General features: G+C 47.3%; 12 protein-coding genes. 6 read left to right on the top strand and 6 right to left on the bottom strand.

What is annotated here, in order from left to right:
* Positions 1-101: 101 nt before the first annotated feature.
* The 6 genes from AAA946_RS09880 to pspA form a co-directional block, all read right to left on the bottom strand.
* Positions 102-3,203 (bottom strand): efflux RND transporter permease subunit, encoded by a 3,102-nt coding sequence (locus tag AAA946_RS09880; protein WP_338164711.1) that lies wholly within the window; start codon positions 3,201-3,203, stop codon positions 102-104.
* The gene (locus AAA946_RS09885) at positions 3,203-4,279 is read right to left on the bottom strand and encodes an efflux RND transporter periplasmic adaptor subunit (RefSeq protein ID WP_445206072.1); all 1,077 of its coding nucleotides are present in this window, start codon (positions 4,277-4,279) and stop codon (positions 3,203-3,205) included. Before AAA946_RS09885 ends, AAA946_RS09880 begins: the two co-directional genes overlap by 1 nt.
* 1 nt (position 4,280) lies before the next feature.
* Positions 4,281-5,315, bottom strand: a complete 1,035-nt coding sequence (locus AAA946_RS09890; protein WP_338164713.1) for an efflux RND transporter periplasmic adaptor subunit — start codon at positions 5,313-5,315, stop codon at positions 4,281-4,283.
* 270 nt (positions 5,316-5,585) lie between these two features.
* Positions 5,586-6,005, bottom strand: coding sequence for an envelope stress response membrane protein PspC (pspC, locus tag AAA946_RS09895; protein WP_338164714.1), 420 nt, complete (start codon positions 6,003-6,005; stop codon positions 5,586-5,588).
* Positions 5,965-6,201, bottom strand: coding sequence for an envelope stress response membrane protein PspB (gene pspB / locus AAA946_RS09900; RefSeq protein ID WP_338164715.1), 237 nt, complete (start codon positions 6,199-6,201; stop codon positions 5,965-5,967). The genes pspC and pspB overlap by 41 nt, the downstream gene beginning before the upstream one ends.
* A gap of 20 nt (positions 6,202-6,221) precedes the next feature.
* Entirely contained in the window at positions 6,222-6,890 is a 669-nt protein-coding gene (gene pspA / locus AAA946_RS09905; RefSeq protein ID WP_338164716.1) for a phage shock protein PspA, read from the bottom strand.
* A 192-nt stretch (positions 6,891-7,082) separates the two neighbouring features.
* Between pspA and pspF the strand changes: the two genes are divergently transcribed.
* From pspF to AAA946_RS09935, 6 genes are all read left to right on the top strand, one after another.
* Complete coding sequence (gene pspF / locus AAA946_RS09910; protein WP_338164717.1) at positions 7,083-8,120, top strand: phage shock protein operon transcriptional activator; 1,038 nt, start codon at positions 7,083-7,085, stop codon at positions 8,118-8,120.
* 183 nt (positions 8,121-8,303) lie between these two features.
* Entirely contained in the window at positions 8,304-9,923 is a 1,620-nt protein-coding gene (locus AAA946_RS09915) for an ABC transporter substrate-binding protein (protein WP_338164718.1), read from the top strand.
* Complete coding sequence (locus AAA946_RS09920) at positions 9,924-10,886, top strand: ABC transporter permease (protein WP_338164719.1); 963 nt, start codon at positions 9,924-9,926, stop codon at positions 10,884-10,886.
* Complete coding sequence (gene sapC, locus AAA946_RS09925; RefSeq protein ID WP_338164720.1) at positions 10,873-11,760, top strand: putrescine export ABC transporter permease SapC; 888 nt, start codon at positions 10,873-10,875, stop codon at positions 11,758-11,760. Before AAA946_RS09920 ends, sapC begins: the two co-directional genes overlap by 14 nt.
* Positions 11,760-12,755 (top strand): peptide ABC transporter ATP-binding protein, encoded by a 996-nt coding sequence (locus AAA946_RS09930; protein ID WP_338164721.1) that lies wholly within the window; start codon positions 11,760-11,762, stop codon positions 12,753-12,755. Before sapC ends, AAA946_RS09930 begins: the two co-directional genes overlap by 1 nt.
* Positions 12,752-13,537 (top strand): ATP-binding cassette domain-containing protein, encoded by a 786-nt coding sequence (locus AAA946_RS09935; RefSeq protein ID WP_112461022.1) that lies wholly within the window; start codon positions 12,752-12,754, stop codon positions 13,535-13,537. Before AAA946_RS09930 ends, AAA946_RS09935 begins: the two co-directional genes overlap by 4 nt.
* The last annotated feature ends 181 nt before the right edge of the window (positions 13,538-13,718 follow it).

The following is a 13,718-nucleotide window of genomic DNA, read 5'->3' on the forward strand; positions in this document are numbered from 1 at the left end:
GCGGGTGAAAGAATTATAAAATGGGGGAGAGTTGCCCTCTCTTGCTGCGTCTTGTTATTTAACGCAGAAGCAAAAAAGGGCAACGACTGTTATTGGCTGAGCTAAATCGGTTTCACCCTATGGAAAATCCGATACAACACAGGAACAACAATCAAAGTAAGCACTGTCGCAAAGCCAAGGCCAAACATGATCGTCACCGCCATGGGTTTAAAGAAAATATCTGGCAACAACGGGATCATACCGAGTATCGTGGTGATCGCCGCCATACATACCGGTCGCACACGACTTAATGCGGCATCCACTACCGCTAAGTACGGCTCTTTGCCCGACTTCATCTCTATCTCAATTTGATCAAGCAGTACAATGCCGTTCTTCAAAAGCATGCCTGACAAGCTCAAAAACCCAAGCAACGCCATAAAGCCGAATGGTGTATTCAGCGCCAGTAACCCCGTAGTTACACCAATCACCGCAAGCGGCACCGTTAACCACACGATTAACGCCTCTTTCACCGCGTTGAATAGGAAAATGGTGATGAGGAACATAAACAGATAACCAAGAGGCATGGTCTGGAACAACGATGCTTGTGCATCACCAGACGACTCATACTCGCCGCCCCATTCCAATGAATAACCCGGTGGAAGCTCAATGGCTTCAATTTGCGGCTGCAGACGGCTTTGTAACGTAGCCGCGGTCTCTTCACCCAACAAATCAGGATCCGCCATAATGGTTAGCATGCGTTTACGGTTTTTGCGCACAATAATAGGATCTTCCCAGCGAGTATCATAACCTTGAGTCACTTGTTGGAATGGAATGAATTCGCTAAGAGCCGGGCTCCAGATCATCATTCCTTCTATGTTGCGAATATCCACACGTTCCTCATCAGGCAGTCGTGCGACTATCGGCATCAACGTAGTGCCATCACGATATAAACCGACACTTTTTCCTGAAAACGACATCATCAAAACATCATCAACATCCGATTTTGTGATGCCGTAACGTCTTGCCTGACTTTCGTTAAAGATAGGCTCCAGTACTTGTGTACGCTCGCGCCAATCGTGGCGAATATTGTAAGCACCAGGATCGGCATACATGATGTCCATGACTTGCGAAGCAATACCACGCAGTACCGTTGGATCCGATCCGATGATACGCGCTTCTATTTTCGCACCGCCACCAGGGCCCAGTTCAATCTGTTTAAGCTTGTAATTGATTTCTGGGAATGTCGCATCCAAATAGTCGCGAAAACGCGCCATCAATGGTTCTAACTCTTGGTAATTATTCACTCGCGTGGTGATTTCCCCGTAAGCGGCATAGCTCTTCTCTGGGGCATAGGTCAACATAAAGCGCTGCAAACCCTTACCTGCCGTCGTCGTAATATGATCCGTTTCCGGCTGCTCGGCAATCCAAGTTTCTATCGCTTTGAGTTTGGTGTTGGTCGCACGGATATCGGTCCCTTCTGGCAACCACACGTCTACTTGAAACATAGGAGTTGTAGATGCAGGGAAGAACGATTGTTTCACTTGGGTAAAGCCATACAAAGACGCCACCAATGCGACAACTAACACCACCACCGTTAACCATGCACGATGCATGCAGTATTCCAGGAACTTACGGTAGGCGACGAACACAAACCCATTGTAAGGGTCTTTACTTTCATCGCCCTCGTTCATCTTCTGACCTTTGAAAAAGATATCGGCGAAGAATGGAGTCAAAGAGATAGCCGTGAACCAGCTCAACATCAGTGATATCAGTAGAACGGAGAACAAGGTACCACAGTACTCACCCGTGGAGTCTTCCGATAACCCAATTGGTGCAAACGCAGTGACGGCAATAACCGTCGCTCCGAGCAAGGGCCATTTGGTTTGAGTTACTATGTCCGTGGCAGCTTGGAGCCTGGTTCGTCCTTTTTGGGTGCCTATTAATATCCCCTCGACCACCACAATGGCATTATCCACCAGCATCCCTAATGCTATAACCAGTGCACCGAGCGATATTCGTTGTAAATCAATAGCCATGTATTGCATGAAGATAAAAGTACCAAGTACTGTTAGCAGCAATATCAAGCCTATCAATAGCCCTGAGCGAAGCCCCATAAAAAACAGCAGTACAATAATGACTATCGCAACAGCCTGACCCAAACTAACGACGAAGCCACGAACGGATTTATCGACTTCTTTTGGTTGGCTATATACTTCATTGATTTCGACACCTACAGGCTGCTGAAATTTAAGTTCAGCGAGTCGTCGATACAAACGATCACCCACTTCGACAACATTGACACCAGAGGCAAACGATATGCCCACATTGAGCGCAACATCACCATTGTAGGTAATAATGTTGTTCGGCACTTCGATAAAGCCACGCTTTATTTCCGCGACATCTTTCAAGAAGATAAGCCCCTGCGCACCACCTTCGGTTAAAATCAAATCGCCAAGTTCGGAAACGTCCGTAAACTCACCGGTTGGCTGAATACGAATGTACTTATCGCCAATACGAGTGGCACCGGCATTAGAAACAATGTTCTGAGTTTGAAGAAGATTAAATATGGTGCTTGGCGCAATACCTAACGCACTGATTCGCTTAATGGAAATCTCAATAAAGACCTGCTCTTGCTGATCTCCTGTCACGGATACCTTACTCACGCCATCAACCAGCTCGAGTTCGCGACGTAAGTAATCCACATAATCGAGGATTTCTTTGTAGCTATACCCTTCCCCCGTTAATGCAAACAGCACCCCATATACATCACCAAAATCATCAATGACCGACGGCTCATTCACGCCTGGTGGCAAAGAGCCTTTGACGTCGTTCACTTTTCGTCTCAGTTCATCCCAAATCTGTGGCAAGTCATCCGGACCATAATTGTTTTTCATGGTCACGGTGATTTGCGACAAGCCGCGACTGGAAATGGAGTTGATCTCATCGACATAAGTCAGTTGCTGGATCGCTTTCTCTATCGGGTACGTCACCTCCTCCTCAACTTGCTGAGGCGTCGCCCCCGGATAAGAAGTAACCACCATTGCATCTTTGATAGTAAACGCCGGATCTTCCAGTCGACCTAATCCAAAAAACGCTGACACCCCACCAATTAAAAAGATCAGCGATACCATCCAACTGATGACGCGATTACGAATGAAATACGCCGCTACCCCTGTGATTTCATCATCGGATTGCGGTAATGATTTTTGTTGTTCTTGGCTCATTACTTCGCCTCCTGCGGTAATACTTCGACCTTCAAGCCTTCCCTGAGTCGTGCAATCCCTGCCACAACAATTTGTTGCGATGCCTCCAGCCCACTCAGGATCTGTATCGTCGACTGGGATACCTTACCGGTCACAACTTGTTGTTTTGAAACGGTACTGTCGTCATTCACCACCCAGACAAATTTTTCATTCGCGACTAAACTATCACCATCTTGATTGAAGAGCGCCTCAATAGGCACGCTAACGCCGACACTAAAGTTCATTCCAACGTCCGATGCATTCGATGTTACATCCACCGCCATACCGTCAAGAATGTATTCGTTCTCAGGCATTGGCAGCACTAAAGTGGCAGTAAAAGTACCCAGAGCCGGATCAGGCTCAGTCGTAAACTCTTTTAGTGATGCAGCGTACTCATTACCGGATGGCACGCGGACCAGAGCTTCTATGTTGGTTATATCTTCTTGTTTAGGTTGGTTGAGCGAGAAGCTATCTGGCAGTTGCAGCACCACTTCTACCTCTTCAACACTGTGAATGTTCACCACTTGCTGCCCAATTTGCACATTCTCAAATTTCTCCGCGGAAACGCGAGAAATAATGCCATCTACTGGTGCTTTTAATTCAGTGAATGACAAACGAAGTTTAGCCAGATCCAGCTCCGCTCTTGCGTAAGCACGCTGCGCAGCTATCTCATCGAATTGTGACTGAGCCAGTAGCCCTTTTTTAACAAGCGGACTCGAACGTCGGTATTGACTGTCGATCACGGTATAGCGAGCCTGCGCATTATCGACCGCCAGCTGGTAGTCAGTTGGGTCCAACACCGCCAACACATCGCCGCGATTCACAAAGTCGCCTTCCTTGAGATCAATTGAGCTGATCTCACCCGCAACCCGAAAGCTCAAGTGAGAGCGATCAGCAGCGCTCGCCAACGCAGGAAAGTAGAGCCGGTTTTTTAACTCAGTTTGGCCAAGTTCTACCACTCGTACTTTAGGTACCTCTTTTCGCTCACCAACTTCAGGTTTGCTACAACCAACAACGGCAAGGCCAAGCAAAAGTGTAGTCATATAGTGACACTTCATCTTACAGCCCTCTCTCTTTGACCCACTCGCGAACCTTGATGCCGGCATCAATGCCTTGCACCCCGGAAATCACAATTTGGTCGCCATCATTCAATCCACTCACTACCTGACGTTTTTCGTTGAGCTCTACCGCAACTTTTTCCACGATACCTTGCCCATTAACGCGCCAAACGCACTGCTTGTCTGCTTCCATAAATAACGCCGATGTTGGTATCACAGTCGCTGTCGCGCTTTTTGCTATCACTCGAACTTGACCAGCCATACCCGGTAAGATGCCAACATCTGATGGGCGCTCCATCACCATGGTCACTTTATAACTGCCGGTTTTCGGATCAGCCTCAGTATCAATTTCCTGAAAAGTCAGTTCAAAATCATTGTTTGGGTAGGCATCAAACTTCATCGTCGCTTCAACTTTAGCGCCGCTTTGAAAACGGTTGAGTAACGCATCAGGCAATTGGAAGTTCACTTTGAGTAGCTGATTAGACTGAATATTCATCACGCCCTCTTTGGCTTGGATGTATTCATAGTTGTCGGCAGGAATAATCGAAATAGTGCCATCATAAGGGGCGAGTAGCCGTGTATAGCCTAAATTGGCTTTAGCTTGTGACCAATTAGCGCGGGCAGAGTTCATGTTCGCTTTCGCTTGGTCAAAATCCTGTTCAGAGACGACTTGCTCTTTGCGAAGCTTAAGTGATCGCTGATATTGCACATCCGCAAGCCTAAAGTTCGCCTGTGCCTGTTTTTCTAGTTGTTGATACTCGTCTGGATTAAGGCCGGCTAGAAAGTCGCCTTTGGTAACGCGCTGGCCCGATCGGACGGCAATCTCCTCAAGCTGCCCAGGAACGCGAAACGCCAGTACTGCTTTATCTCCAGCTTCCGAGGTGGCAGGAAAGGTACGTTCAAATTGGCTGTTGCCGACGGAGACGGTGAAAAGCTTAGCGGGACGAGATTCTGGCTCTGGAACAGGTGGTGGCTCCTTACCACAACCACTGAGGAAACTTGTGATGACCACCAGCAAGGTAAACTTACTATTCATTCTCTAACTACCTTGTTTTAATTGTACTTTTAAACATAGTCTAGAGAGTCAGTGCTTGCCACCAAGTTATTAATAATTAATGAATTTGTCGCAAAATAGCGTAGCTCAAGCGATTAGAGTTCGCTCAGAGTCAAGTGAAAGATCAAATCGCTGTTAAGTGATGAAGGCATACCCATCTGAGATTAATATCACCCCATTAGCCATAAATTACCGAACACATAAAAGGCGCCGCAGCGCCTTTAACATTCCAAACAAGCTGTGCCTGTTTGCTTACAACTTACTGAACTCGCGATTAACCTTAAACGCTTCGGATGTGACATACGCTTCCATGTCTCGCACTTTATGCTCCATTGAGTCAAAGTCGCGTTCCAACGTATTAATGAGATCCTTAGCTGTCTGTCCTTGCTGCCAAGGTTTACTCTTTAGAGAGTGCTCTTGCTTCGTTTTCATTGCCTGAACAAAATTATCAGGTTGCTTTTCCAACATTAAGCTCATGGCCACGTAAGCAAGAATGACCAAAAAGCTTCCGCCTAATAAAGCAGCGGAGATAACCAGAATGCGTACCAGCCACACCTCAAGCCCAAAATAATTGGCCAATCCTGCACAGACACCGGTGAGCTTTCCGTTAACCGGATCTTTATACAGCTCTCTATGCGTCATAGTTCTGCCTCCAGTTCGGTGCCTCTGCATCTAGAATTCGCTCTAGATTGTCGACTCGAGCTTGCATTTTTTCTGCTCGCTGCGACAAAGACTGCAATTTTTGAAACTCTTGTTCAGACAATCCATTCTCTGACTTGCGTTTGCTGCGGTAGTGGAGAAAAAGCCACAGCGGTGCGACAAAAATCAGAAAGACAATTAATGGACCCGCAATTAAAAAAGTCGACATGTTTTTCTCCTACTCCGTTGTTATTTGTCTTTGTTCATCTGCTCTTTAAGTTTGGCAAGCTCTTGATCGATCTCATCTTGGGCTTGCAGCTCAGCAAATTCTTGGTCGAGAGATTTGGCGTTACCTGTTTTGGAGTACAGATCCGCTTCCGCTTCCAGCTCATCAATTTTGCGTGAGTACTGCTCAAATTTTGCCATCGCTTCGTGAGTGCGGCTTGTGTGCAAATGTTTTTGTACATCGCGACGGTTACTCGCCGCTTCCGAACGAATCACCAATGCTTGCTGCTTAGCGCGAGTTTCCGTGATTTTAGATTCTAGCTTAGCAATCTCGTTGGTCAGTTTGTCAATGGTTTCTTCCACTAAGGTCTGCTCATCGTGCAAGCCTTTTACAACGTTTTCAAGCTTTTGCTTTTCAATAAGCGCGGCTCTCGCCAAATCTTCACGTTGCTTAGTCAGTGCTAATGTTGCTTTCTGCGCCCATTCTGCAATTTGCTCTTCAATCGAAGTTACTTTACGCGCCAGCTCTTTTTTATCAGCAATGGCTTTTGCGGAGTTGGTGCGAACTTCAACAAGCGTATCTTCCATCTCCTGAATGATGAGGCGAATCATCTTTTCTGGATCTTCCGCTTTATCAAGCAAGGCACTAATGTTTGAATTTACGATATCGGCAAAACGAGAAAAAATACCCATAATACATCTCCTATCTGGATGAGTTCGCCAATGAACTCTTTGGTTGTTGATAGCAGTAATCCAAGTACCGTGCCAACATTTTCATTTCTTACATATCAATAACTTAACATTAATCACTCGCTTTCACCAGTCGCCATGCTAAGATGCATAAGCCAACAATTGGTATTTTTTACCAACATTGAAGAGGGAATCATGGCGCAGAACTTAATCGGTGAATCTCCGGCTTTTTTAGCGGTATTAGACAAAGTCTCCAGACTAGCCCCGATCGATAGACCCGTACTGGTCATTGGTGAACGCGGAACTGGTAAAGAGTTAATTGCTCAGAGACTTCACTATCTATCCAAACGCTGGGACCAACCTTTAGTGTCCCTAAATTGTTCGACCCTAAGTGAAGGGCTTATTGATTCAGAATTGTTTGGCCATGAGTCTGGTGCGTTTACTGGCGCTAAAGGTCGTCATCAAGGCCGGTTTGAGCGTGCTGAAAACGGGACGCTTTTTCTCGATGAACTCGCCACTACGCCTCTATCTGTACAAGAAAAACTGCTCCGGGTAATTGAATATGGTCAATATGAGCGAGTTGGCGGCGCCAAAGCGCTAGAGGCCAATGTCCGCTTAGTATGCGCGACCAATGAAGATTTACCGAGACTTGCTGAGAAAGGAAAGTTTCGCCCCGACCTGCTTGATCGCCTCGCCTTTGATGTCATTCACCTCCCACCGCTACGACACAGACAAGAAGACATCCCTCTGCTCGCCGAGTTTTTCGCAATTAAGATGTGCCGCGAGTTAGGCTTGCCTTTTTTCGTAGGTTTCACCGACGATGCGTGGCAAAGCATTCATGAGTACCATTGGCCTGGTAACGTGCGTGAGCTGAAAAATGTCGTCGAGCGCGCGGTCTATCAGCAAGGAACCAACGAACAACCCATCGAGTCACTCATTTTCAATCCGTTTGTCAGCCAATTCGGAGATTTGGGCACCATGGCACGCAAAGACGAAGAAACAGAACAAGAATCTAGTGAGAACTCAGCAATGTCAGTAGAGGCTCAAACTGAGTCAACAGACACCGACTGGGCCTTCCCTCTCGACTTTAAGTCTTGGCAAGATGAGCAGAACATTAAATTGATAAACCAAGCACTGAAACAAGCTCAATACAATCAACGTGGTGCAGCCAAACTGCTAAGCTTGAGTTATGACCAGCTAAGAGGCTTAGTGCGAAAGTATAAACTGGTTTGATATTGATGGGTGACTGAGGCTACCTATCTAACAAACTCAGCGATAAGTAATTGTCGTTATTGGTTTAGCAAGCGAATTAGTGGTAAATTACCCTGATCTGAATATAGGTATACCCAAGTAACCTCAAGATACAGGTTTAGGTCATTTGGGTATATTACGTTCGCCAAAGAATGTAGCGTGTTTATGAAGGCATTAATCAAATTATCACTCGGGCTCTGTGGCTTAATTTTGCTCGCTGGATGTGAAGACAAAGTCGACCACTCCAAAATACGACAAGACGGTTTCGTTTATTGCGACCAAGGCCGACCGAGTTCGTTCAATCCACAACTCGTGGACGGTGGCATTACCGTCGAATCAATTGCACCGCAACTGTTCGACACTTTGCTTACGCTCAACTCCGGTACACATCAACCTGTGCCTAGTCTCGCAAAAGCGTGGAACGTGAATAAAGCCGGTACAGAATACACATTCACGCTACAAGATGATGTGCAGTTTCAGAGCACAGATTGGTTCACACCATCTCGTCCATTGAACGCAGACGACGTTGTGTTTAGCTTTAGCCGAATCATAGACTCGAATCACCCATTTCATGAAGTGGGCGGTAGTGTATACCCGTGGTTTGCAGGCATCGATTTCGCCAACCTAGTTGAAAAGGTCGAAGCGCTTGACGATGTGACGGTCAAATTTACCCTTTCGAGACCTGATAACTCATTTTTGTCGAACATTTCTACTGCGCACGCGCCGATTTTCTCTGCCGAGTACGCAAGCCAGTTGCTCGAGACGGACAACAAACTCAATATCGATATCCAGCCGGTTGGTACAGGTCCTTTTTACCTAGACGAATATCAGGTAGCCGATTTGGTGCGTTTAAAACGTCATGAGCAGTATTGGCGTGGACCGGCTCAGATGTCTCAGGTTGTATTTGATATTTCGCACCGAGGTGCCGGCGCACTCGCGAAATTACTGCGTAACGAGTGTGATGTGCTCAATTCACCGATTTCGAGCCAAATTCCGGTGATCTTGGAAGAAGACTCAGTCGTCTTACAAGCCAAGCCAGCAATGAACGTAGCGTTTGTTGCCATGAACACTCAACATCGCGCACTGGGCGACCCTCGCGTTCGTAAAGCGCTTAATTTGGCAATTAATCGAGACACCATTTTAGAGGCCGTTTACTTTGGCAGTGGTGAAACCGCATATAGCCTACTTCCACCAAGCTCCTGGGCTCACCAAAAAGACACGGTGCAAGTTCGCTACGATCGTAACTATGCAATGGCATTGCTTCGAGAGGCGGGCTACGCGCATGGTTTGGAGTTGACTATGGCAGTCCCACTAGAGCCACGAGTTTATAACCCAAGCCCACGTAAAACCGCAGAGCTTATCCAAGCTAACTTTGCAGATATTGGCGTCACACTTAATTTGTTGACCGACGACCGCGTCGATCGCCAAGAGCTTTCTAATATCGAGTCTGTCGATATGTTGCTCACAGGCTGGGTTGGCAATACCGGCGATCCGGATAACTATTTGCGACCTCTGCTCTCTTGCACCTCAAAACGTGAAGGTTTGAACCTTTCAATGTGGTGCAATGACGACTTCGATTTTATTTTGGACTTGGCGCTTGAGGTCAACCAACCAAGATATCGCATTAACCTATATCGCCAAGCGCAAAACATTCTAAATGAGGAAGTGCCTGTGCTGCCTATCGCTCACGGACAAAAATACCAAGCGCACAATGACAATCTGACCGGTTTCAGAACCAGTCCGTTTAATGCTCAGCCGTTTGATCAAGTGGTGAGGTTGAAGTAAATGTTCTGGTATTCAATACGTCGCCTTAATCTATTTATTATCACGTTGCTGCTCCTCACCTTTGTCGGATACAGCTTAGTAAGGCTCGACCCATCATCGCAATGGGCGACACAACCGATGCTTTCAGGATGGTTTGAATATCTGAGCAAACTTGTTCAGCTTGATTTTGGTCTAACCAAAGCCGGTGTTCCCATTACTGAAGAACTCGCTTCTGTGCTACCCGCTACATTAGAGCTGTGTTTTGCCGCCTTTACCATTTCGGTATTTTTGGGTATTCCTGCCGGAACCATCGCGGGTATGCGCAAAGGTAAATGGCTGGATAATGTGATCTCATTTTCTTCCATGGTCGGTTATGCCGCGCCACTGTTCTGGATAGCGTTATTGATGATCATGTATTTCTCTCTCAACTATCAGTGGTTCCCTGTGGCCGGGCGGTACGACCTATTGTACGAAATCGACCATGTCACCGGTTTCGCGTTGATTGATGCCCTGCTCTCTGAGGGACCATATCGTAAAGAGGCACTACAAAGTGTCATCGAGCATATGATCCTACCTTGCTTGGTGTTGGCACTGTCGCCAACTATGCAAGTCATTCGAATGATGCGAACCTCGGTCACAGAAGTGATGGCACAAAACTACATTCGCGCGGCACGTATTCGCGGTCTTTCTAACTACGAGATTGTTATCGAGCACGTACTTCGTAACGCGATTCCACCTATCATCCCTAAACTTGGGGTGCAGCTCTCTAGCATGATCACGCTCGCCATTATGACAGAGTCTATCTTCAACTGGCCTGGTGTGGGTCGTTGGCTTCTCGACGCACTTTCCAATCAGGACTACGCGTCAATTCAAGCCGGTGTATTAGTGGTGGCAACGATTGTATTGGCTGCGAGTATTGTATCTGATTTGATTGGAGCGATGATCAACCCGTTAGTAAGGAAGGAATGGTATGCTGTCAGATAACGTGTATCAGGAAGAGCGCATTCCTACTCAGCTTGAGCGTTTTTGGCGTAGCTATCGCTCAAACAGCTTGTCGATGTTTGGCTTATGGTGCCTGATTTTTATCATCCTTATCACGCTGCTTTCGCCGTTCATCACCCCATACGATCCAATGGCACAAAGCTCTAACCTGTTAGTGCCGCCATCATGGGATCCGAAAGGTACTGTCGATTTCTTCTTCGGTACTGATGACTTAGGGCGCGATATTTTGTCGCGCATCATCGATGGCTCGCGCTTGTCGTTTGGCGCGGCAATTGTCATCACAATGATCGCAACGTTAGTCGGGTGTTTCATCGGTATATTGGCCGGTATGACGCGCGGTCTGCTGTCGAGCACGCTCAACCACTTGCTCGACACAGTAATGTCTATCCCATCGCTATTGCTTGCAATCATCTTCGTCGCCTTTTTAGGGCCTGGTGAGTTCAACATCATGCTGGCGATCTGCTTAGCGTTGATCCCTCGCTTTATCCGCTCAATTTACGTTGCCGTGCACACTGAAGTCGAAAAAGATTACATCATGGCAGCCAGACTCGATGGCGCGAATGAGTTTTACTTGTTGTGGAACTCAATTTTTCCCAACCTATTAACAGTGATTGCAGCAGAGGTCACCTTCGCTTTGTCTATCGCGATTCTTGATATTACTGCCCTCGGCTTTTTGGGCCTTGGTGCCCAAGCGCCAAGCAGTGAATGGGGCGCAGTACTTGGCGATGCAGCCGAGCTGCTCTACCTTGCGCCTTGGACCGTTATCTTGCCGGGTCTTGCGATCCTATTTACCGTTGTGGTTGTTAACATCGTCGGAGAAGGTATCCGAAGTGCACTAAGTGCGGGGATCGAATAATGCCAGTATTAGATATTCGACATCTCACCATCGAAATCGAAACCCCTCAGGGGTTAGTGAAAGCGGTGGATCGCATGAGTTTCACCATCAACGAAGGTGAAATACGTGGCCTTGTAGGCGAGTCGGGCTCAGGAAAAAGCTTAGTTGCCAAGGCGATTGTTGGCGTGACTAAAGATAACTGGAAAGTCACTGCAGACCGCATGCGCCTTGGTAACATTGACTTGCTGCAATTAACACCGCGCGAGCGCCGCCGAGTGATTGCTCGTGATGTGGCGATGATTTTCCAAGAGCCAACCACCTGTTTAGACCCCTCTGAGCAAGTGGGCAAACAGCTTATTGAATCCATTCCGTCTCGCTCTTTTGAAGGCAAATGGTGGGAGCGATTCAAGTGGCGCAAAAAACAGGCCATTGCCCTACTTCACAAGGTCGGCATTAAAGAACACACTCGCGTCATGAACAGCTACCCATACGAACTGACGGACGGTGAGTGTCAGAAAATCATGATTGCGATGGCGATTGCAGCGAAACCAAAACTGCTGCTTGCCGATGAGCCAACCAACGACTTAGACCCGATTACTCAATCGCAAATTTTGCGACTACTGAGTCGTATGAACCAGCTCAATAACACCACCATAGTGTTGATTGGTCACGACTTAACCACCATTACCCAATGGGCGACGCGCATTACGGTTATGTACTGCGGACAATCGGTCGAATCGGCAGATACCGCTAAGATTTTGGCGAAACCCAAACATCCATATACGGTGGCTCTGCTGAAAGCGATGCCAGACTTTGGTGAATGGATCCCTCACAAAGAGAAGTTGCAATCTCTTCCTGGTTCTATTCCGCCACTGCAACACTTACCTATTGGCTGTCGTTTGGGGCCACGCTGCCCATACGCGCAAAGGCAGTGTGTGGAAATTCCCGAAGCAAAACGAATTAAGAATCATAAGTTCAGTTGTCACTTTCCACTGAACACGGAGAAAAAAGCATGAGTTCTTTGTTAGAAGTCTCCGACCTAAAAAAAGACTTTGTGACACGTTCTAAGCTGTTCCAGAGAAAGGTGCAGCACGCCGTAAAACCGGTCAGTTTTAGCCTTGAAGCGGGTCAAACTATCGGCTTCATTGGTAAAAACGGCTCTGGGAAATCGACACTGGCACGTATGCTTGCCGGTGTGGTCGAACCGACCTCGGGTGAAATTCGAGTCAATGGTGACCTGTTAGAACACAAAGACTATTCGACGCGATGCAAACTGATTCGCATGATCTTCCAAGACCCGAATACGTCATTAAACCCGCGCATTCAGATTGGTCGCATCCTTGAAGGCCCGCTCAAACGAAACACCAACATGCCGCCAGAAGCGCGCATGCAGCGCGTTAAAGATACGCTGATCCGTGTGGGGCTGCTGCCAGAGCACGCGTATTTCTATCCGCAAATGCTGGCCACCGGACAAAAACAACGCGTTTGTTTGGCGAGAGCGTTAATACTCCAGCCATCTATTATCGTCGCTGATGAAGCGCTGAATGGTTTAGACATGGCGATGCGCTCGCAGATCATTAACCTGTTCCTGGAGCTTCAGGAAGAGATGGGGGTCGCGTTTGTTTACGTGTCTCAGCACCTAGGGATAGTGAAACACATCACTGACAAGGTCATGGTGATGCACGAAGGTGACGTTGTGGAGTATGGGAACACCAATGATGTCATTACTAACCCTCAACACATTGTTACCCAGCGAATGGTAGAGAGTCACTTTATGAAGAGTCCGATGCATCGGTAGGATAACATTTTACAATCAGTAGAAAATCCTACCCTTCCTCAACAGCCCGTTATTCCCTTGAAAAAGGGAATCTCATTCAACGCGCCATAAAGCCAAACTATGCTGTTACTTCAGCGCACTAATCGAAAGAGTCAGGCGCTTGAAGAGATCCTCATTGTCATGAGGATGACGAATTTAAAGA

This window comes from Vibrio sp. 10N, from assembly GCF_036245475.1.
In the GTDB taxonomy this organism is placed as follows: Bacteria; Pseudomonadota; Gammaproteobacteria; order Enterobacterales; family Vibrionaceae; genus Vibrio.

Bases quoted from the DNA above. Each gene is read 5' to 3' on its own strand.
- AAA946_RS09880 (WP_338164711.1), bottom strand. From the start codon at position 3,203: ATGAGCCAAGAACAACAAAAATCATTACCGCAATCCGATGATGAAATC.
- AAA946_RS09885 (WP_445206072.1), bottom strand. From the start codon at position 4,279: ATGAAGTGTCACTATATGACTACACTTTTGCTTGGCCTTGCCGTTGTT.
- AAA946_RS09890 (WP_338164713.1), bottom strand. From the start codon at position 5,315: ATGAATAGTAAGTTTACCTTGCTGGTGGTCATCACAAGTTTCCTCAGT.
- pspC (WP_338164714.1), bottom strand. From the start codon at position 6,005: ATGCAGAGGCACCGAACTGGAGGCAGAACTATGACGCATAGAGAGCTG.
- pspB (WP_338164715.1), bottom strand. From the start codon at position 6,201: ATGTCGACTTTTTTAATTGCGGGTCCATTAATTGTCTTTCTGATTTTT.
- pspA (WP_338164716.1), bottom strand. From the start codon at position 6,890: ATGGGTATTTTTTCTCGTTTTGCCGATATCGTAAATTCAAACATTAGT.
- pspF (WP_338164717.1), top strand. From the start codon at position 7,083: ATGGCGCAGAACTTAATCGGTGAATCTCCGGCTTTTTTAGCGGTATTA.
- AAA946_RS09915 (WP_338164718.1), top strand. From the start codon at position 8,304: ATGAAGGCATTAATCAAATTATCACTCGGGCTCTGTGGCTTAATTTTG.
- AAA946_RS09920 (WP_338164719.1), top strand. From the start codon at position 9,924: ATGTTCTGGTATTCAATACGTCGCCTTAATCTATTTATTATCACGTTG.
- sapC (WP_338164720.1), top strand. From the start codon at position 10,873: ATGCTGTCAGATAACGTGTATCAGGAAGAGCGCATTCCTACTCAGCTT.
- AAA946_RS09930 (WP_338164721.1), top strand. From the start codon at position 11,760: ATGCCAGTATTAGATATTCGACATCTCACCATCGAAATCGAAACCCCT.
- AAA946_RS09935 (WP_112461022.1), top strand. From the start codon at position 12,752: ATGAGTTCTTTGTTAGAAGTCTCCGACCTAAAAAAAGACTTTGTGACA.